Origin of the sequence: Ruegeria sp. HKCCD7303 (genome assembly GCF_013111185.1) — a bacterium.
GTDB lineage: Bacteria > Pseudomonadota > Alphaproteobacteria > Rhodobacterales > Rhodobacteraceae > Ruegeria.
In genome coordinates, this window is record NZ_WVRE01000001.1 from 829505 (window position 1) to 849942 (window position 20438).

Annotated in this window: 20 protein-coding genes and 2 tRNA genes; 12 read left to right on the forward strand and 10 right to left on the reverse strand. The window is 56.8% G+C overall.

What is annotated here, in order from left to right; genetic code table 11:
- Positions 1–35: 35 nt before the first annotated feature.
- The 4 genes from GS630_RS03670 to GS630_RS03685 form a co-directional block, all read right to left on the reverse strand.
- Positions 36–1604, reverse strand: a complete 1569-nt coding sequence (locus GS630_RS03670) for an alkaline phosphatase (protein ID WP_171620333.1) — start codon at positions 1602–1604, stop codon at positions 36–38.
- 137 nt (positions 1605–1741) lie between these two features.
- Complete coding sequence (locus GS630_RS03675) at positions 1742–2107, reverse strand: hypothetical protein (protein WP_171620335.1); 366 nt, start codon at positions 2105–2107, stop codon at positions 1742–1744.
- A 111-nt stretch (positions 2108–2218) separates the two neighbouring features.
- Positions 2219–3169, reverse strand: a complete 951-nt coding sequence (locus GS630_RS03680; RefSeq protein WP_171178460.1) for an AraC family transcriptional regulator — start codon at positions 3167–3169, stop codon at positions 2219–2221.
- Between the two features lie 108 nt (positions 3170–3277).
- Entirely contained in the window at positions 3278–4144 is an 867-nt protein-coding gene (locus GS630_RS03685) for a branched-chain amino acid aminotransferase (RefSeq protein WP_171178461.1), read from the reverse strand.
- A 158-nt stretch (positions 4145–4302) separates the two neighbouring features.
- Between GS630_RS03685 and GS630_RS03690 the strand changes: the two genes are divergently transcribed.
- From GS630_RS03690 to dxs, 6 genes are all read left to right on the forward strand, one after another.
- Positions 4303–4815: a MarR family winged helix-turn-helix transcriptional regulator gene (locus GS630_RS03690; protein ID WP_171178463.1), complete on the forward strand. Its 513-nt coding sequence runs from the start codon at positions 4303–4305 to the stop codon at positions 4813–4815.
- Positions 4812–5513: a response regulator gene (locus GS630_RS03695; protein ID WP_171178465.1), complete on the forward strand. Its 702-nt coding sequence runs from the start codon at positions 4812–4814 to the stop codon at positions 5511–5513. The genes GS630_RS03690 and GS630_RS03695 overlap by 4 nt, the downstream gene beginning before the upstream one ends.
- A gap of 69 nt (positions 5514–5582) precedes the next feature.
- Positions 5583–6509, forward strand: a complete 927-nt coding sequence (locus tag GS630_RS03700; RefSeq protein ID WP_171620337.1) for a histone deacetylase family protein — start codon at positions 5583–5585, stop codon at positions 6507–6509.
- Positions 6506–6748 carry an exodeoxyribonuclease VII small subunit gene (locus GS630_RS03705; RefSeq protein ID WP_171620339.1) on the forward strand — a complete coding sequence of 81 codons (243 nt, stop codon included), beginning with the start codon at positions 6506–6508 and terminating at the stop codon, positions 6746–6748. The genes GS630_RS03700 and GS630_RS03705 overlap by 4 nt, the downstream gene beginning before the upstream one ends.
- Positions 6749–7615, forward strand: coding sequence for a polyprenyl synthetase family protein (locus GS630_RS03710; protein ID WP_171234702.1), 867 nt, complete (start codon positions 6749–6751; stop codon positions 7613–7615).
- Positions 7616–7628: 13 nt separating this feature from the next.
- Positions 7629–9557: a 1-deoxy-D-xylulose-5-phosphate synthase gene (dxs, locus tag GS630_RS03715; protein ID WP_171620341.1), complete on the forward strand. Its 1929-nt coding sequence runs from the start codon at positions 7629–7631 to the stop codon at positions 9555–9557.
- A gap of 257 nt (positions 9558–9814) precedes the next feature.
- Here the strand turns inward: dxs and GS630_RS03720 are convergent, their stop codons facing one another.
- The gene (locus tag GS630_RS03720) at positions 9815–10633 is read right to left on the reverse strand and encodes a DUF2189 domain-containing protein (RefSeq protein ID WP_171178477.1); all 819 of its coding nucleotides are present in this window, start codon (positions 10631–10633) and stop codon (positions 9815–9817) included.
- A 274-nt stretch (positions 10634–10907) separates the two neighbouring features.
- Positions 10908–10983 (reverse strand) — tRNA-Thr (locus tag GS630_RS03725).
- Positions 10984–11209: 226 nt separating this feature from the next.
- Here GS630_RS03725 and GS630_RS03730 point away from each other — a divergent pair.
- From GS630_RS03730 to arsB, 4 genes are read left to right on the forward strand one after another with little or no spacing between them, the layout of a single operon-like run.
- Entirely contained in the window at positions 11210–12043 is an 834-nt protein-coding gene (locus GS630_RS03730; protein ID WP_171620343.1) for a MarR family transcriptional regulator, read from the forward strand.
- Positions 12040–13038 carry an ArsJ-associated glyceraldehyde-3-phosphate dehydrogenase gene (locus tag GS630_RS03735; protein ID WP_171178481.1) on the forward strand — a complete coding sequence of 333 codons (999 nt, stop codon included), beginning with the start codon at positions 12040–12042 and terminating at the stop codon, positions 13036–13038. The genes GS630_RS03730 and GS630_RS03735 overlap by 4 nt, the downstream gene beginning before the upstream one ends.
- Complete coding sequence (gene arsJ / locus GS630_RS03740; RefSeq protein ID WP_171178483.1) at positions 13035–14300, forward strand: organoarsenical effux MFS transporter ArsJ; 1266 nt, start codon at positions 13035–13037, stop codon at positions 14298–14300. The genes GS630_RS03735 and arsJ overlap by 4 nt, the downstream gene beginning before the upstream one ends.
- Complete coding sequence (gene arsB, locus GS630_RS03745; protein WP_171178485.1) at positions 14297–15319, forward strand: ACR3 family arsenite efflux transporter; 1023 nt, start codon at positions 14297–14299, stop codon at positions 15317–15319. The genes arsJ and arsB overlap by 4 nt, the downstream gene beginning before the upstream one ends.
- Before the next feature lie 28 nt (positions 15320–15347).
- Here arsB and GS630_RS03750 read toward each other — a convergent pair whose 3' ends face one another.
- The 4 genes from GS630_RS03750 to GS630_RS03765 all read right to left on the reverse strand — a co-directional run bounded on the left by GS630_RS03750 (position 15348) and on the right by GS630_RS03765 (position 18080).
- A complete protein-coding gene (locus GS630_RS03750) occupies positions 15348–15857 on the reverse strand; it encodes a nuclear transport factor 2 family protein (RefSeq protein WP_171178487.1) in 510 nt (169 codons plus the stop codon).
- A gap of 59 nt (positions 15858–15916) precedes the next feature.
- Positions 15917–16870 (reverse strand): alpha/beta hydrolase, encoded by a 954-nt coding sequence (locus GS630_RS03755; RefSeq protein WP_171234694.1) that lies wholly within the window; start codon positions 16868–16870, stop codon positions 15917–15919.
- A 113-nt stretch (positions 16871–16983) separates the two neighbouring features.
- Positions 16984–17787 carry an AraC family transcriptional regulator gene (locus GS630_RS03760; RefSeq protein WP_245222878.1) on the reverse strand — a complete coding sequence of 268 codons (804 nt, stop codon included), beginning with the start codon at positions 17785–17787 and terminating at the stop codon, positions 16984–16986.
- Positions 17788–18003: 216 nt separating this feature from the next.
- Positions 18004–18080: transfer RNA gene (locus GS630_RS03765), tRNA-Arg, on the reverse strand.
- Between the two features lie 115 nt (positions 18081–18195).
- Here GS630_RS03765 and GS630_RS03770 point away from each other — a divergent pair.
- Both GS630_RS03770 and GS630_RS03775 read left to right on the forward strand, forming a co-directional pair.
- Positions 18196–19221, forward strand: a complete 1026-nt coding sequence (locus GS630_RS03770; protein WP_171092978.1) for a LacI family DNA-binding transcriptional regulator — start codon at positions 18196–18198, stop codon at positions 19219–19221.
- The gene (locus GS630_RS03775) at positions 19218–20438 is read left to right on the forward strand and encodes a winged helix-turn-helix domain-containing protein (RefSeq protein ID WP_171620345.1); all 1221 of its coding nucleotides are present in this window, start codon (positions 19218–19220) and stop codon (positions 20436–20438) included. Before GS630_RS03770 ends, GS630_RS03775 begins: the two co-directional genes overlap by 4 nt.

Sequence of the window (20438 nt, forward strand, 5' to 3'; positions counted from 1 at the left end):
GATTGCTCGGGGTGCAAACACGTCGTTACAAGAAATCAGAGCGCGCGATCCTGCGGGTCCAACGTAACCGACCAGAGTTCGGTATCTGCCCGATCCATCAGCCGAACCGTCATCTGTTCGGTCACTCCGTCAATGTCCACCAGACCAAAGAACTGCAGCCCTTCACTTGGAGGCAAGTTCACCCCTTGCCCCTCGGCGGGTGCTTTGACGAACTTGACCTCAGGACCAAAGGTCCCATCCAACGCGTTTGGACCAAATGTCCCTGCGTGCAGCGGACCCGAAACAAACTCCCAAAACGGTTCAAAATCCTGGAATTGTGCTTTGTTAGGGTCGTAGTAGTGCGCGGCAGTGTAGTGGACATCTGCTGTGAACCAGACCGTGTTGGTGATGCCAGCCGTTTTGATGAAACGCAGCAGGTCCGCGATCTCCAACTCACGCCCCTTGGCCGAACCACTATCGCCGTTCGAGATCGCCTCTGCTCCGGCCTGTTCCTTCCAGTTGTCCCAGACGATCAATCCGATCGGCATGTCCGAGGCAATCACTTTCCAGGTCGCTTGAGATCCTGCCAGCTCTTGCTTGAGCCATGCCAGTTGTTCCGCGCCCAGAATGCGGGATTGATCCGTGATTTCATCCTCCATCGACGGGCCGTTCGGTCCACGATAACTGCGCAGGTCCAGGAAGAAGACGTCCAGCATCGGACCATAGGAAATCTTGCGATACACACGCCCTGGCTCTGCCGGCGTAATGCGCAACGGTGTCATCTCATGGAAAGCACGTCCGGCGCGTGACTGAAGAACATGCACCGACTTCTCGGTATACCGGTCGTCTGAAATCAGGTCTTTTGCGTCGGACCAGTTGTTCACAACCTCATGGTCATCCCACTGGAAAAAGGTCGGACAAACGGCGTTCATGGCCCGCACATGCTCGTCCATCATGTTGTATTTCCACTGGGCGCGGAACTCGTCCAGTGTTTCGGCCACCTTGCGTTTCTCGTCGATCAGGGTTGTGTTCTTCCAGATCAATTGGCCGTCTTTCTCGACCTCATCCTGCATAGGACCGTCGGCATAGACGGTGTCACCGGAATGTATGAAGAAGTCAGGCTTGTGCTGCGCCATGGTCGCGTAGGTGCGCATACCTTCGTCATCAATACCCCATCCCTGACCGGCCGTATCACCTGACCAGGCAAACCGAATGTTACGACGCGAGGTCGGTGCGGTGCGAAATTGCCCAGTAATAGGCTCTGATACGGTGTTGATGTCACTCAGATCAGCGGCGACGAATCGGTAGAAGATGTCTTGATCCGATGGCAGCCCCTCGACCAGACGTTTCACTGCAAAATCGCTGTTGGGGATGGCATCCATCGGCGGGAGTGTGCGGGCGTCTGCGAAGCTTTCTGTGGTCGATACTTCCATCATCACGCGAGAGGGACGATCCGTGCGCGTCCAGATCATGCCCGATGTCGTATCGACGTCACCGGACTGAACGCCATGTGTGAACACGGGGCGGGATCCGGCGCGGCTGATGGCTGGCATGGCCAGCGAAGCGGCAAAGGCAGTGCTGCCTGCCAGAAACGAACGACGGTTTGGGCGTAAGATCTTGGTCATAGTGAGGCTCTCCTGTCTGGTGATCGATTCTCCGACCACGCGATTGGTGCGCCGATATGAGCCGCCAGTTTGTAAAACCCGCGGCTCAGTTTCTTGACAGTATCATGATGATACCATGACAGATGTGGGTAACGCCGTCAGGCTGCGACTTCCTGCTCGGGCGCGCTGAGCGAGATGACCAGCACCACAGCCGCGCCATTCAGCCAGTAGAACGCCGCATCCAACCCCGAGAACCCCAGAATGCTGGGTGCAAACAGAAAGGTGATGCCAACCAGCAAGTCTACGGCCAAGTGAACCTTGTAGGGCAAAACCCGCCAGATCCCCAGATGGTGATCGGTCAGAACCGTCAGAACAAAGGCGGCCACCCCGGTCGCAACAGACAACCACAGGGCCAGCGGATTGGACTGACCCAGCCCCAGAAGGAACGGCAAGGTCATCAGGGCAACGGCGACCGGGTAATCCAGATAGGCGTGGACAGAACGTGTAACAAAACGAAGGGACATAAGGTTTTCCTTTCCTCAACCAGTGATGAAAGGAAGTTAATCTGGTGATCCCGGACGCTGAATTCCTGAGCGTTTACGATATAATGCAGATCGTTCAAAATTAGCGGAGTATCAGTGCATCGCCCTGTACGCAGCCGGTGACAGGCCAACCTGTTTTTTGAATACACGCGAGAACGCGGCTTCCGAGGCGTATCCGACTTCGGCTGCCGCGTCCGCCACGTTCCAGCGCGCCTCGGTCAGACCATGGCAGGCGATCTGCATCCTCCAGTCTGTGAGGTATTGCATCGGCGTCGTTCCCATTTTCTCGGCAAAAAGCTGAGCAAAGGCAGTGCGAGACATACCGGCCTCTCGCGCCAAAGATGCGACGCTCCAATCCTCAGCCGGGGCTTGATGGAACGCGGTCAGCGCCCGCGAAATGCGCAAATCGGCAAACCCGGCCAAAGCCGAATCCTGCGGACTCTGGCGTTCCAGATAGGCCCGGATTGCCTGCGCGAACAGAACTTCGGACAATTTCATCGCGATCAGGTCGCCGCCAATTTTCGCGCCAGAAACCTCGGAACCAATCATACGCAGAGTCGATTCCATCCAGGCCCCGGCTTCTTCGCCGTAGTTTTCGATAAGGATGTAGGGCGGCAGACGGTCGATCAGCATGTGCCCAGTGCCCTTCCGCCCGGCAGGACCTGTGAAAGAAAAGTGACCGCAGATCAGCTGCGTATCTCGGTCTTCGTCAGAGCCACCGTATACCAGCACACCGTCGCCTGTGTAGCCAGCCACCTCAAGCACCTCTTCCAAAGGCAACGCATCCAAAGGCTTGACCTCGGCACAGAGCAACGCGTGCGGCGCACCGTGGGGAATCAGGATCAAGTCACCCTGTCGCAGCCTCAGTGTCTCGCCAGTCGTTGAGACATGCACCTTAAGCTCACCACGCTGCACAAAATGAAACCGCGCGACGTTTTCATAGCCCGGCACCTGAATGCCGAAGGGCGGTGTGAACGATGTGCGAAAGTAGAATGTGCCACGCAGGGACAGGCGCGTGAGAATATCGCTGAGAAGATCTAACATGCGCCAAAAATACGCTTTCCATACAAGCCGTCCAGATTGCTGGACGCATTGCATGGATATTTGCACTTTCTGCAATGAAAAACCCCCGCCGGAGCGGGGGGCTGAAGCTTACGAGCGGACCAGCTTTTCGTAGTCTTCCGCAATCTCGCGGGTCAGGTCGCCCACCTCGAATGTGTACTCCCCAATCTGCCCGACCGGAGTAACCTCAGCTGCGGTACCGGTCAGCCAGCATTGTTCGAAATCGGCCATTTCCTCGGGCTTAATACGGCGCTCATGCACGGTGATGCCTTTGTCTTTCAACATCTGGATCACCGTCTGGCGCGTGATGCCGTTCAAAAAGCAATCGGCCAGCGGCGTGTGAACCTCTCCATCTTTGACGAAAAAGACATTCGCGCCGGTCGCTTCAGCCACATATCCACGCCAGTCCATGAACAAGGCATCCGAGCAGCCTTTGGCTTCGGCTTTGTGTTTCGAGATGGTGCAGATCATGTAAAGGCCTGCGGCCTTGGCGTGAACCGGGATGGTTTCAGGGCTGGGGCGTTTCCATTCGGCAATGTCCAGCTTAGCGCCCTGCATTTTCGCGTCGCCGTAATAAGCACCCCAGGGCCAGACCGCGACGGCCATGCGCACCGGATTCTTGGCGGACGCCACGCCCATATCTTCGCCCGAGCCGCGCCAGACCAGAGCACGCACATAGGCGTCTTGCAGGCCGCTGGCTTTCAGCGCCTCTTCCTTCGCAGCTTCAATTTCGTCGACCGAATAGGGCATCGGCATATCCAGCGCCTCGGCCGATGCGATCAGTCGCTCGGAGTGCTCCCGGCTTTTGAAGATCTTGCCGTTATATGCGCGCTCGCCTTCAAACACGGACGAGGCATAGTGCATGGCGTGGGTCAGAATATGGACATTGGCCTCACGCCAGGGCACCAGCTTGCCATCCATCCAAATGGTACCATCACGATCATCATACCCCGCCATGCGAAACCTCCTGAACCGGGTGAATTTTCGATTATTGCGCCAATTAAGTCCGATACGGACATATTATTGCGCAAAAACTGCGATTCGATACCGCTCTACCCTTGGAATGTCAATAACGCTGACATAAACTCGGCCCCGAGTAACGAATGAGGCGCACCATGTCCGACATCCGCCCGGCCCCGCGTTATGGGGGCGAAAGCCTGTTGTTTTTGACCGATGAGCAATTACGGCAGGGGATTGAGGCCATGTTTTTCGCCTATCGCGGCTTTACTGCGGACCCTGATCGCATCCTAACCGAAATGGCATATGGCCGCGCCCACCATCGGGCAATCCATTTCATCAACCGTGCACCGGGGACTACGGTCAACAACTTGTTAGCGATCCTTGGTGTCACAAAACAGTCTCTAAACAGGGTTTTACGAACCTTGATCGAGGATGGGCTGGTGGAAAGCCGTGTCGGCACGGTGGACAAACGCGAACGCCACCTATTTCTGACTGAGAAGGGGCAAGCTCTGGAGACGACGTTGTCAGATGCGCAACGCTCTAGGATGCGCGCCGCTTACAAGGATGCCGGTCCCGAAGCTGTGGCCGGATTTCGCAAAGTGCTTGAAGCAATGATGGATGCTGATATGCGTCATGCTTATACGAAACTTCGGGATACGACCTCATGAGCGATATGGACGCCCATCTGCTGATTGTTGACGATGACGAACGCATTCGCGATCTGCTCAAGAAATTCCTGATGCGAAACGGGTTCTTGGTCACTGCAGCTCGGGATGCTGCCCATGCGCGGCGGGTCTTGTCAGGGCTGGATTTCGACATGATTGTCATGGATGTCATGATGCCGGGCGAAGATGGTGTCAGTCTGACAAAATCGCTGCGTGAGACGCACAGCACTCCCATCCTGCTTCTAACCGCCAAAGGGGAAACCGAACACCGGATTGCAGGGCTTGAGGCCGGGGCAGATGACTATCTGGCGAAACCCTTCGAGCCAAAAGAGCTGCTGCTGCGGATCAACGCAATTCTACGCAGGATGCCGGAAACGCCAGCCGAGGAAACAGCCGCGAAGATCCTGTACCTCGGCCCGATCCGATATGACATCGAGCGGGGAGAGATGTGGCAGGGCGAAGATCCCGTGCGCCTGACCGCAACGGAAAGCCAGTTGATGAAGATCTTCTCGGCCCAGCCCGGCGAACCGATCAGCCGCGCAAAACTGGTAGAGGATCTTGGGCGCGACAAAGGCCAAGCGCAGGAACGTGCAGTGGACGTGCAGATCACGCGCCTGCGGCGCAAGATCGAGCAAGACCCGAAACAGCCCAGATATCTGCAAACCGTCCGCGGCGCAGGCTATATGCTGGCACCGGATTAAGCGTGCCGCTGTGCGGCGGTTTTGTGCCTTCGGCGAAGGTATTTGTAGCCAGATGAACAGGGGACCCCGATGACAACTGCCCTTTTGACCCATGCTGATTGCCTGGGCCATATCACGCCTGAGGGTCACCCCGAACGGGTGGCGCGGTTGGAGCATGTTCTGCACGCCCTGGAAGGGTTGGAACTGAAACGGATGACCGCTCCGTTGGCGGCTGATGACGATCTGCTTCGGGTGCATCCGGAAGGTTACATTCGCGATATTCGATCCACGCGCCCGTCAGATGGGTTTGCGCAGATTGACGGGGATACGTTCATGTCGCCGGGCTCGGTGGACGCAGCCTATCGAGCCGCAGGCGCAGTGGTGCGAGCGGTCGATCTGGTACTGAGCGGAGACGTAACGAATGCGTTCTGCGCCATTCGCCCGCCGGGGCATCATGCGGAAACAGACACTGCAATGGGGTTTTGCCTGTTTGGCAATGCGGCCTTGGCGGCGAAACATGCGCTGGACCATCACGGGCTTAGCCGCGTTGCCGTTGTTGATTTTGACGTTCATCACGGCAATGGAACACAGGATTTGCTGTGGGACGAAGCGCGTGCCCTGGTGATCACCAGCCAGCAGATGCCCCTTTGGCCCGGTTCGGGACGCCCGGATGAGACAGGGGTTCACGACACGGTTCTTAATATCCCGCTGGCTCCGGGCAGCGGTGGGGCTGACATGCGCGCAGCGTACGAGTCCCAGGCGTTTCCGCGCCTGCGGGCGTTCAACCCCGATCTGATCATCATTTCCGCCGGGTTTGACGCCCATCAGGACGACCCGCTGGCCAATCTGAACTGGTCCACTGGCGACTTTGCCTGGATCACAGCCGAGCTGTGCAAAATCGCCGATGAGGTTTGTGACGGTCGTATCGTCTCGACTCTGGAAGGCGGGTATGATCTGAACGCATTGGCCGCGGCCACACGCGCCCATGTGGAAGAATTGATGAAGGCAGCACCATGACCGATACCCCAGTTGAGCAGATGACATTCGAGCTGGCCATGAAAGAGCTTGAAGCCGTTGTGGGCCAGCTTGAACGCGGCGACGTGGCATTGGATCAATCGATCGCGCTGTATGAACGCGGTGCGGCCCTGAAGAAACGGTGCGAGGACGAGTTGAAGCGGGCTGAAGAGAAAGTGGCCGCGATCACTCTGGATGCCACAGGGCAACCCACCGGGACCACATCTGTCGACGGTCAGTAAATGTTTCGCGAAAGACTGGCGCAGGATGCAGCGCGCATTCAGGCGCATTTTGACCTGGTTCTAGGCGCACTGGACGATGTCGACGTAACGCGGGCCATGGCCTATGCCACGCAAGGTGGTAAACGGTTGCGCGGGTTTTTGGTGCGGGAAAGCGCGCGCTTGCATGACGTGGATGAGGCCCGCTCGATCTGGCCCGCAACGGGGATCGAAGCGCTGCACGCTTATTCTTTGGTCCATGATGACCTGCCCTGCATGGATGATGATGATTTGCGCCGAGGGCGGCCCACCGTTCATGTGAAATGGAACGAAGGGACCGGGGTGTTGGCCGGTGATGCGTTGCAGACCTTAGCATTTGAACTGTGCACTCGGCCCGAAGTTGGCGATGCCCAAACGCGTGCAGAATTGGCTCTGACTCTGGCCCAAGCCAGCGGGGCGCAAGGCATGGTTCTGGGTCAGGCGCTGGATATCGCAGCCGAAACAGCGGCCACGCCTTTGACACTGGAACAAATCACCCGGTTGCAGGCGGGCAAGACAGGTGCGTTGATCGAATGGTCTGCTTGTGCGGGTGCGCGGCTGGCGCAAGCCGATCCGACCCCTCTGCGCGATTATGCGCAGGCTCTTGGGCTTGCCTTTCAAATTGCTGATGACATCTTGGATGTAGAAGGCGATGTGGAAAAGGCAGGAAAACGGCTGCAGAAAGACGCAGATGCGGGCAAGGCAACCTTTGTTTCGCTTTTGGGTCTTGAGGCGGCCAAAACCCGCGCGACAGATCTGGTTGAAACGGCCTGTGCTGCGTTGGACGGGTACGGTGCGTCAGCAGAAACCTTGAAGGACGCCGCCCGCTTCGTTATTGCCCGGGACAGCTAAGCCAGGAATTCCAATGTCTGACCGCCCGAACACGCCCCTGCTGGACCTTGTGAACCGCCCTGCGGATCTCAAGCAGTTTTCGGACGCGCAGCTGCATCAGGTGGCACAGGAATTGCGTTCCGAGACAATATCGGCCGTGTCCGTGACGGGCGGGCACCTTGGGGCTGGTCTGGGTGTGGTCGAGCTGACCACGGCGCTGCATGCCGTGTTTGACACGCCACGCGACAAGATCATCTGGGACGTGGGTCATCAGTGCTATCCGCACAAGATCCTGACCGAGCGGCGCGATCGTATTCGCACATTGCGGATGAAGGATGGTTTGAGTGGTTTTACGAAACGCAGCGAAAGCCCCTATGATCCGTTCGGCGCAGCTCATTCCAGTACCTCGATCAGTGCAGCACTTGGTTTTGCCGTGGCGCGCGATCTGGGTGGTGTCACACCCGAGGGTTTGGGCGATGCGATTGCTGTGATCGGCGATGGCTCAATGTCTGCAGGCATGGCATTTGAAGCGATGAACAATGCGGGCCATCTGGGCAAGCGATTGATCGTCATTCTGAACGACAACGAGATGAGCATTGCGCCACCGGTGGGCGCCTTGTCCAACTATCTGTCCCGTATCTATGCGGAAGAGCCGTTCCACGATCTTAAAGCCGCCGCAAAAGGCGCGGTTTCGCTGCTGCCCGAGCCCTTCCGCGAAGGGGCCAAACGCGCCAAGGAAATGCTGAAAGGTATGGCCGTCGGCGGCACGCTGTTCGAAGAGCTTGGTTTTTCTTACCTAGGCCCCATAGACGGACATGATCTGGACCAGTTGCTGCCGGTGTTGCGGACCGTCAAGGCACGAGCGACCGGCCCGATCCTGATTCACGTTCTGACCAAGAAGGGCAAAGGCTATGCACCCGCAGAGCAAGCCCGAGACAAAGGACACGCAACAGCCAAGTTCGACGTCGTGACAGGCGAACAGAAGAAAGCACCTTCCAACGCGCCCTCTTACACGTCCGTCTTTGGCAAAACCTTGGTGGATGAAGCTGCGCGAGACGACAAGATCGTTGCCGTGACCGCCGCCATGCCGGACGGTACCGGCCTGAACCTGTTTGCCGAACGCTACCCGTCGCGCTGTTTCGATGTTGCGATCGCCGAGCAGCACGGGGTGACGTTTTCTGCCGCGCTTGCTGCGGGTGGGATGAAACCGTTCTGCGCCATGTATTCAACCTTCCTTCAGCGCGGGTATGATCAGGTGGTGCACGATGTCGCGATCCAGCGTCTGCCCGTCCGCTTCGCGATTGACCGCGCAGGTCTGGTGGGTGCCGACGGAGCCACCCATGCCGGATCGTTCGATATTGCGTATTTGGCCAACCTGCCGGGCATGGTTGTCATGGCCGCCGCAGACGAAGCTGAACTGATGCACATGGTGGCAACCGCTGTTGCACATGACGAAGGGCCGATTGCGTTCCGCTACCCGCGTGGTGAAGGCGTTGGCGTCGACTTGCCGGAACGCGGTGAGGTGCTTGAGATCGGCAAAGGCCGCGTGATCCAGAAGGGCGCGCGCGTGGCACTACTTTCGTTCGGTACCCGATTGTCTGAGGTGCAGAAAGCCGCCGAATCCCTTGCGGGCAAAGGCATCAATCCAACCATTGCCGACGCCCGCTTTGCCAAACCTTTGGACCGCGACCTGATCCTGGACCTGGCAGCAAACCACGAGGCTCTGATCACCATCGAAGAAGGCGCGATTGGCGGTTTTGGCAGCCATGTCGCACAGTTTTTGGCCGAGGAAGGCGTTTTTGATCAAGGGCTGAAATACCGTTCGATGGTCTTGCCCGATACGTTCATCGATCAGGCCAGCCCAACGGACATGTATGCCGTGGCCGGCATGAACGCCGAACAGATCGAAGCCAAAGTTTTGGACGTTCTGGGCGTTGCATCAATAGGGGAAAAGCGCGCCTGAGCTGCGCGCATCGGTCTGGTGACTTCCTCCGGCGCACTTGGGATGCCTGTGATGAGGATTTTGTTCGCTTTAAATGTTCTTAGTGGAAGGAGTATGGGCGTTCCCGTTTCGGCAGCCGAAATTGCTTTGCTGCACAAAAACAAACCTAAGCCGTACCATATCGGATACAGGCGCTAGAAAAGCAGCTTTATCCTCTTCGTTGTCAGTACAAAAAATGTGTGCCGCCGTTCGACTATCGCAGACGCCTTACCGTTAAATCACACCTCGTCCGGCGGCACCGCCCGCTGGTAAAGATGCCACGTGGTGTGACCAAGGATCGGTAGAGTAAAGATCAGGCCCAAAAATGCGGGAACCAGCGATATCAGCATGGTAAACGAGATGATTGCCGCCCAAGTGAGCATGACCACAGGGCTTTCCCTGACAACGTGGACAGAGGTGAGCATCGCGGAAACGAAATTGGTTTCCCGGTCCAGCAACATAGGCATGGCGACAACGGTTACTGTGAACAGGGCTGCTGACAGAAAAGCGCCGACGCACGTGCCAATAGCCAGGAACGTCCAGCCTTGGGGCGTAAATAGCACGGTGTTCAAGAACCCGTCGAAATCGGAAAAGGATGCATTCTGCAGGATGATCGCCAGCCAAAGCCGCACCTGATAAACCCACACCCAGAAAATGAACAAGGTCACAAAGGCCATCCAGCCCATTTCCCGCTTGCGTTGGTTGGCCATGACGGTGAGGATCTCGGACCACCCAAAACTCTCCCCTTTTTGCAAGCGACGCGACATTTCATAAAGCCCGGCGGCGGCAAAAGGCGCGACCAGCGGAAATCCTACAATTGCAGGAATGATCATCCAGATCTTGCCGAGCCAAACCAAGGCCCAAACCAACAGTATTCCGAAAACCGCATAGAACAGGCCGAAAAAACCGCTCATGACGGGGCGCGCCAGAAAATCGGAAAACCCAGCCTTTAGTGCGGCGGTGATATCATCCGCTGTCACTTTGTTGACCTCGGGCACGGCCTGTTGTGGCGGTGTCAGGTTGTCTGGTGGTGTGGAACCTGCGGTCTTGGATGTCATGACAAACTCCTCCCAAAGCATGGCGCCGCGCTGATCCGTTGACCGACAAACCCGACGGTGAACAGATACTCTTCCTGCGGAAGCAAGCATGCCTCAGGCAAGGCATTGGGGCAAGGTCGGGATACGGTCGACACTCGCGCGCAGACCGCCTTTGGGCATTGCGAAATGTGTCTTGTTGGAAAGAACGTCAAGTCGACGCCTGTGCAACGGGCACACTTAAAATTTGAAAGTACATTCGAATTCAACGCGAATTTTTTCAGAAAAGCGAGATGTGTGGTGCCTCAAGAGGGACTCGAACCCCCGACCTTGTCCTTACGAAGGACCTGCTCTACCAGCTGAGCTATTGAGGCAACTTATGGCAGCCAGAACTGGTTCTATCTGGGTGCGATGGATCGTTTAAACTGTCGGTCTGTTGCCTGCAAGCCCAGTTGAGCTTTTTGCGGCCGACCTGCCTGAATGGGGTCTTCTTTTGAGCCGGCAACCGACTCTGCCTGCGGCAGCTTCCGTATGTGAATTTTTTGTAACGCCAACGGGTTGAAATTGACTCCCGGTCATTAATTCAATATTTCATGAAATATGATAGAAAAAGTAATCGACCAGCTGGCCATTCTGGGTCACCCGCAACGCATCACCGTGTTTCGCATGTTAATGCGACGGTTTCCTGACACTGTTCCCGCAGGCGAGCTGGCGGCAGAGTTAGGTATCAAACCCAGCACAATGTCGAACTATCTGAATGCGTTGCAGCGGTCAGGGCTGGTCAAGCAGGAGCGATCCGGGACGTCTCTTCTCTATTCGATTGAAATGAAAAACGTGCAGCAAATGCTCGATTTCCTTATTGTGGACTGCTGCCGTGGCCGACCTGATCTTTGCATGCCTTCAACCAAAGGAAGTGACACCATGACTGACCGGAAGTTCAATGTGTTGTTCATTTGCGTGGGCAATTCCGCCCGCTCGATCTTTGCTGAATCTCTGCTGCGCGAGATAGGCGGCGATCGGTTCAATGTCTATTCGGCAGGAACATGGCCGTTTTCCGAACTGAACCCGTTTGCGATGCAGGTTTTGCAAGACAAGGGCCATGACACGTCAGTCCTACGGTCAAAGAATGTGTCCGAGTTTTCGGGGCCGGATGCGCCTGACCTGGATTTTGTTTTTACGGTCTGCAACCAGGCTGCGAACGAAGAATGCCCGGCCTGGGAAGGTCAACCGATCAGTGGTCACTGGGGTATGGTTGACCCGGTCAAGACAGAAGGCACCGACGCAGAAAAAAGCCTTGCGTTTCAAAACGCTTACGGCGCGCTGAAGCGTCGGATCCAAGCCTTTACGTCGCTGCCGGTCGAAAGTCTTGACCGGATCGCACTGCAATCCGCTGTCGATGACATCGGGCGAGCATCTTTTGAGGACACGAAATGACGACCTACGCTCTGAACGGCCTTGGCCGGATGGGAAAACTTGCGCTGAAACCCTTGCTGGAACGGGGCGCAAAAATTGCATGGATCAACGACGCTGTTGGTAATCCCGAAATGCACGCGCATCTGCTGGAATTTGACACAGTGCACGGACGTTGGGATGCAAAGTTCAGCCACGATGCCGACAGCATCACTGTGAGTGGCACGCGCCTCCCCTTTGTTGGGACAAAAGACCTTTCAGCTCTGCCGTTGGACGGTGTCGATGTAGTGATCGACTGTACTGGCGTCTTCAAGACCGAAGCCAAGCTGGCACCCTATTTCGATGCAGGCGTGAAAAAGGTTGTTGTCTCCGCCCCCGTCAAAGACGGCCCGACAGCCAACATTGTTGTGGGTGTGAACGATGATACTTATGACCCTGCGACCCATAACATCGTGACAGCGGCCTCCTGCACCACCAACTGTCTGGCACCGGTTGTCAAAGTCATTCACGAAAATCTGGGCATTCGCCACGGGTCGATGACCACAATCCATGATGTGACCAACACCCAGACCATCGTGGACCGCCCCGCCAAGGATCTGCGCCGCGCGCGTTCGGCCCTGAATTCCTTGATCCCGACCACCACTGGCTCGGCTACGGCGATCACTTTGATCTATCCCGAACTTAAGGGACGTCTGAATGGTCATGCGGTGCGGGTGCCTCTGCTGAACGCATCGCTGACTGACTGCGTATTCGAGGTTCAGCGCGAAACCTCCGCCGAAGAGGTCAACGGCTTTTTCAAAGCTGCTGCCGAGGGTGAGTTGAAGGGCATTCTTGGCTATGAGACGCGCCCGCTGGTTTCGACCGATTACACCAATGACGAACGCTCTTCGATTGTCGATGCGCCGTCGACCATGGTGGTGAACGGGACGCAGGTTAAAATCTATGCCTGGTATGATAACGAGATGGGCTATGCGCATCGGTTGGTGGATGTGGCTTTGATGGTCGGATCGTCGCTGTGACCCAACGGCCCGAAGGATTGTCGGCCTATATCGCGGTTACGGCGGCCTATTGGGCCTTCATGCTGACCGACGGGGCGCTCAGGATGTTGGTGCTGTTGCACTTTCACACCATGGGCTTCTCGCCGGTTCAGTTAGCTTATCTTTTTGTGCTCTATGAGATCGCCGGGATTGTCACCAACCTGACCGCAGGCTGGATCGCAGCGCGGTTCGGATTGACCTCGACCCTTTATGCAGGGCTGGGGCTGCAAGTTATTGCGTTGCTTGCCATGACGCAGCTTGACCCGAACTGGACCGTCGCAGCGTCGGTCACATTCGTGATGATGGTGCAAGGCGCCAGCGGAGTGGCCAAGGATCTGGCCAAAATGTCTTCGAAATCGTCGGTCAAACTTCTGGCCCCTGCCGAGGGCGGCGGGTTGTTTCGTTGGGTGGCCCTGCTAACGGGGTCGAAAAACGCAGTCAAAGGTCTGGGCTTTTTGCTGGGCGCGACCATGCTGGCCACAATGGGCTTTATGACAGCAATTCTGGTCATGGCAGCCGTACTGGCGGTGATCCTGTTTGCAGTTATCCTGTTCATGCCAGCAGGCTTGCCGAAGGGACGCAAAGGGGCGAAGTTCTCCGAAGTTTTTTCGAAGTCCGCCAATGTAAACTGGCTGTCAGCAGCGCGTGTCTTTCTGTTCGGCGCCCGTGATGTCTGGTTTGTGGTCGGCATCCCAATCTATTTCTACGCCGTGCTCTCAGACGGTACCGAGGCGGGCAACCGATCTGCGTTCTTCATGATAGGAACTTTCATGGCGGTGTGGATCATCCTCTATGGTGTGGTGCAAGCCAACGCGCCAAGGATACTTCGCGCCTCGGATCGAACCGAAGGTGATCTGATCCGTGCTGCGCGCAGCTGGGCAGTGATCCTTTTCTGCATTCCTGCGGCTCTAACATTGGCCACTTGGCTGTCAAACGAGCCTGAGACCTGGCTGACCACGACACTCGTTGCTGGCTTGCTGGTCTTTGGAGCGGTCTTTGCCGTCAATTCGGCACTGCATTCCTATCTTATCCTGGCCTTCACCAAGTCCGAGCGTGTGACGATGGATGTCGGGTTTTACTACATGGCGAATGCAGCAGGTCGGCTGGTCGGCACCGTTTTGTCTGGCCTCACCTATCAGGTCGGGGGATTGCCGATGGTCCTCGGTACCGCGTCCGCTATGGTTGCCCTCGCCGCACTGACCTCTGGTAAACTCACAGATCAGACTTCCGAGGCGCTTTCATGAGCATTTTCGAACGATATCTCACAATTTGGATCGCGCTCGCCATGATTGGCGGTGTTCTGATCGGACAAGCCGCGCCAGGACTGGTTCAACTGGTTGCAGGGGCCGAAATCGCCAGCGTCAATCTGGTTGTAGCCGTACTGATCTGGGCGATGGTCTATCCGATGATGGTCAACGTCGATTTCCGCGCAGTCGCCGGGGTTGCCCGCCAGCCACGCGGTCTGATCGTGACGCTGGTGGTGAATTGGTTGATCAAGCCCTTCACCATGGCGCTGCTCGCCGTATTATTCTTTGACTATATCTTTGCACCCTGGATTGCACCCGAAGACGCTGCCCAATACACAGCTGGGCTAATTTTGTTGGGGGCAGCCCCCTGCACCGCCATGGTGTTTGTGTGGTCGCAACTCACCAAAGGCGACGCGACCTATACGCTAGTTCAAGTCTCGGTCAACGATCTGATCATGGTCGTGGCATTTGCCCCGATCGTCGCCTTTTTGCTGGGTGTCACCGATATTGAAGTGCCCTGGCAGACGCTGGTTCTGGCCACGGTTCTTTACGTGGTGTTGCCGCTGATTGCCGGGTTGATCACCCGTAACAAACTAGGCTCTAAACAGGCAGTTGAGGCGTTTTCTACCCGCGTAAAACCTTGGTCGGTTATGGGGTTGATTTCAACTGTGGTTATTCTGTTCGGACTGCAGGGTCAGACCATTCTGTCCAAGCCAATGGTTATCGTGCTGATCGCGGTGCCTATCCTCATCCAAAGCTACGGAATTTTTGCTATAGCGTATGGCGCTGCCTATGCACTGAAAGTACCCCATCGGATCGCAGCCCCGTGTGCCATGATCGGAACATCAAACTTCTTCGAACTGGCTGTGGCCGTTGCTATCAGCTTGTTTGGTCTGAACTCCGGCGCGGCGTTGGCGACCGTTGTAGGCGTTCTGGTCGAAGTCCCAGTGATGCTGTCCCTTGTTGCTTTCGCCAACCGCACACGCACGCGTTTTCCAGAACCAGGAACAAGGTAGACTTGGCGACCTCGGCTCACCACTTGGTTCAATTGGACTGTTGCGCGCGCTCGGCCGCGATTGCCACAAGACCACGATCACCGGTTTCCCAAAGCGCTGTCATGGTCAGTGATGTTACAACCCAACTATCCTCGGATTTCTCAAGGATATAGTCATATCGGCCGCCCAGCACCCACAAGCCATCCGCGATACGGTGGGTAGCAGTGAAATCAGCCTGCGCTGTGGCCTGGGTTTCGGACAGCGATCTGACGGTATGGTTGGTGACCATGTGATGTGTGCTTTCAAACCCAGGCAGGAATGCGGACCAACCTGCTATCAGGTCGTCAGCCGGTTGCGTTACTGGGTCACCGCCCCAAAGGCTGGTGTAATCGGTTGTCACCGTATCGGCAAAAGCGCCGCGCACACGAGTCCAGTCATGGCGGTCAGCTCCCGCTGCGATATCGGTGATTGCTGTCGAGATATTAGTGTGTTGCTCGGCAAACGCCGCGCTGCCAATCATTGTGACGGCTGCAAGTGTGGCGGTAAGGTTCTTGGGCATCGGTTTACTCCAGGGTAAGGGGCAGGCGCTGAAGACAACTTCGACGCCTGATCGAGAATTCAGCTGTCTAGGCCAGCACTGAAATGGTCAGCCACGGTATCCGCTGCTCGGGTCACGTCTTCGGGATTGTCGTAGAAATCGAACTGCGTGACATCTTCCAGCCATTGGGCTGTCGCTTCGCCTGCAAACCCTGCGAGAAAGGTCTGCACACCCTGAGGTATGGCCGCACTTTCCGAGTGAACAATGGCGAGCGGCTTGTCCAAACGCTGCGGGTTGTCCGCAGGGTGATAGGTCAGCCAGCCTTCCCAGCCCGCATTGTTCCACTTGTCGTCATACTCGGGGATCGCGCCACGGTCGGCCTCGTAATAGTACCCACCGATCGGCATCAGAACGCCTTCGGCACCTTCCGGCCCTGCCGCAGGGATGATTTGCCCACCCGCGGCTTCGGCAGCATGGGACACTTCGATCAGCCCGGCAACGCCATCCTTGCCGCCATAAACGGCCTCGACGATCTCTTCATTTTGAAGCCAGGGGGCGACAAGCCCAACACGTTGCACCAGCGGATTTCCGGAAACAGCGTCGACCATGTAACCGGCCGAAGCGCAGATACCCAGCCCGTTGATGTGATCGGCATCCACTTCAGGCAGGGTTGCGACATATTCGAACGCGGCTTTGATGTCCGACGTCTTGGCCTTTGGGCTTTCGACAAAACGTACATTGTCAGGCAAATCGCCCGACTTGCCCCAACCGCGAAAATCGAAGGTGAATGCAGCAAATCCGCGTGCCGCCATTTCATGTGCATAGTTAGCGGGCATCTGTTCCTGCACCGAGGTCCAGGCACCGGTGACAACAACCGTGGGCAAAGGCGCGTCACCGCGTTCTTCCGGCAAATACAGCGTGCCGGACATGATGGTGCCTTCATTTTCAAAGGTCACGGTGCGGGTTTCGACCTGAGCTATCGCGGCAGTCGATGCCATTAGCGCAGCGGCGGTGTTCAAAGCGAGGGTTTTCATGGAGGTATCTCCCAAAATCTGTCAGTTTGGGCACAGGCCCGATGACATGAAAGATACGAAGTCAGCGCCTGCGATAATTGCACCATGCTGCCCGGTTTTTGAAAGATTCTGCTTCAACCGTTCAGCGCAACGCGAAAAGCACGTGGGGTCTGACCGGTCACTTGCTTGAAGCTGCGGGTGAAATGCGCCTGATCGGAAAACCCGCAAGCCAAAGCAATGTCCCCTAAGGGCCGCCTTGGATCTTCGATCATCTTCATCGCCTGCTCGATCCGAAACGACATGACATATTGCATAGGCGTTGAACCAAGCGTTTCCTTGAAGACACGGGCAAAATGCGACGCGCTCATTCCAGCCTCGGACGCCAGTTGGTCAACGGTGATCGTGCGATCCAGGCGCTTTTGTACATAGGCCAGGACACGTTGGTAATGGCGAGAGGTGAACCGCGATGACAATTCAGCATCTTCGGCGCGCCGCTTTCCGTATTTCTGCAGCAGCTTGACCAGAAAAACCCGACTCATGGCCTCGAACATAACGGCCGAGGACATGTCTTCAGTCTCCAGCGCATCCCGCAAGATGACACCGGCCGCGCAAAGGTCAGGGTCGGAAAACTGCGGCAAGTCCTTAAATTGTTGGGGATCGAGTAACATCCCAAGCTCAGACTGCGCGAAACGGTCCACCTTGTGCGGTTCTAGGGTAATGACGATCACGTCAGACGGCGCGAACCACCGCCAACCTGACCGCACGCCAGCGGGCGTTACAATGACCTCGTCCTTGCAGAAGGTGAAATCCCGCAATGTGCCGTCACGCCAATTTTGAACGCGATGCGGACTGTCCTGCAAATTTAGCAATACGTGGTGTTCCGCGAACACGTCCTCGGGCATTTCGTCCGGTTCCGCCTGAAAATATCGTACAGACATCAGTGCCGCTGCCGAAGGACGCTCCATCGAGTCGCTGTTGAGCAGTGGTTCAGAGGGGTAAATGTCTGCGTATCTGAGCGGCACTCGGATGGTCCCATGGAAAGTTTGCCCAATTTTTGCAGGTAAATGTGGATCGAACAACGTATTTGATGCGCATTCAGGGACCAATCTTGCCGCGTTTCAGCGCGCGTCGATTGACGGAAGACCATGAGAAATTGGCGACCCCGGCAGGATTCGAACCTGCAACCTGCCCCTTAGGAGGGGGCTGCTCTATCCAGTTGAGCCACGGGGCCGTGTGTGGCCTTCTGTAACCGGGATTTTCCGGGTTGTCATCGGCTTTGCACAATTGTTGTACACGCAGACTTGTTCACGCTACCATCGGGCAAAACAACAACACAGGTGCCTCCCGTGAACAGTGAATCCAAACGCCCGCTTACCCTTCGCGATGTGTCCGAGGCTTCTGGAGTATCCGAGATGACGGTAAGCCGGGTTTTGCGGAACCGGGGGGACGTGTCAGACGCCACCCGCACCCGCGTTCTGGCCGCCGCAAAAGAGCTTGGCTATGTGCCCAACAAGATCGCGGGCGCTCTGGCGTCCAGCCGGGTCAATCTGGTCGCGGTCATTATCCCGTCGCTATCGAACATGGTTTTTCCTGAGGTTCTGACAGGTATCAATCAGGTGCTGGAAGACACGGAATTGCAGCCAGTTGTGGGCGTGACCGACTACCTGCCCGAAAAAGAAGAAAAGGTGCTGTACGAGATGCTCTCGTGGCGGCCTTCAGGCGTGATCATTGCAGGGCTGGAACATACTGAAGCCGCACGCGCCATGCTGGATTCAGCGGGCATTCCTGTGGTCGAGATCATGGATACCGACGGCAAGCCTGTGGATGCGATGGTCGGCATCTCGCACCGCCGCGCCGGGCGCGAGATGGCGCAGGCGATCCTGAAGGCTGGGTATCAGCATATTGGCTTCATGGGCACCAAGATGCCTCTGGATCACCGCGCCCGGAAGCGTTTCGAAGGCTTCACCGAGGTATTGGGCAAGCACGGGATCGAAATCGAAGACCGCGAGTTTTATTCCGGCGGCTCGGCCCTTGCGAAGGGGCGCGAGATGACGCAGGCGATGCTGGAACGTTCTCCCGATCTGGATTTTCTGTATTACTCCAATGACATGATCGGTGCGGGTGGCTTGTTGTACCTGCTGGAGCAAGGCATCGACATTCCAGGGCAAATCGGGTTGGCCGGCTTCAACAATGTCGAACTGTTGCAGGGTCTGCCGCGCAAACTTGCGACGATGGATGCCTGTCGGCTTGAGATTGGTCGTCATGCCGCCCAAATCATCGCCGAGCGTTTGAAAGATCCCGACTCCGAGATTGAAACGCGCGCGACACTGACTCCCAAGATCAGCTTTGGCGACACCCTGAAGCGGCGATGACGGCACCCCTCAAACGGCTCGACAACCAAACAGCGCGGGCCGTTTTCATGGATCGCCACGCGCTGGCGGAACTGCCATCGGGTGAGGCCAAGGGCGGTGCGCTTCTGAATCTGATCCAGCGGTTGGGGTTTGTGCAGCTCGACAGTATCAACACAGTTGCACGCGCCCATGACTTAATCCTGTTTTCGCGCAGGCCCAGTTATCGCGGCGCGCACCTGAAAAGGCTCTATGAAAGGGAAAAAGAGCTGTTCGAACATTGGACGCATGATGCGGCCGTGATCCCGATGGAGTTCTACCCCCACTGGCATCTGCGCTTTCAGCGCGACGCTGATTTGCTGAAAGCGCGGTGGAAGAACTGGCGACGGGATGGGTTCGAACAACAGTTTGAAACGGTGTTGAAGCACATCCGTGACCATGGGCCGGTGTCGTCCTCGGACGTGGGCAAGGACGAAAAGAAAGGCTCGGGCGGATGGTGGGATTGGCACCCGTCAAAAACCGCCTTGGAGTTTTTGTGGCGGTCTGGCGCGCTTACAGTTGTTGGCCGCGAGGGGTTTCAGAAACGCTATGACCTGACAGAGCGAGTTATTGAAACCCAACTTTGTCCGGGAAACATGCATTGCGATGCAGAAGCGACTGTGGATTGGCTGTGCAACGCAGCACTGGACCGACTTGGATTTGCAACATCGGGCGAATTGGCTGCGTTCTGGGACACGGTCAGCGCAGCAGAAGCCAAAAGCTGGTGCGCAAGGGCGCTGGCCAAAGGCGATATAGAAGAGATCGAGATCACCTGCGCTGATGGGCGGCACCGCAAGGTCTTTGCCCGCTCAAACCTGGCGGACCAGAGTTTGGACCTGCCCCAGCCACCCGGGCGCATCCGCGTGCTCAGCCCGTTTGATCCAATGCTGCGTGACCGCAATCGCGCAGAACGGTTGTTCGGCTTTCACTATCGGATCGAGGTCTTCGTGCCGGAACCCAAGCGCAATTATGGTTACTACGTGTTTCCACTGCTGGAAGGTAACCGTTTAGTTGGCCGGATTGACATGAAAGCGCATCGCGACCGCGACATGTTACGCGTCAAAGCCCTTTGGCCCGAGCGCGGAGTGCGCTGGTCTGACGCCCGCACCCGACGCCTGAACGCCGAGCTGGATCGCGTGCGACGACTGGCGGGAGTCACACAAATCGAATTTGCCAACGATTGGCTAAAAGACCCTAAATAG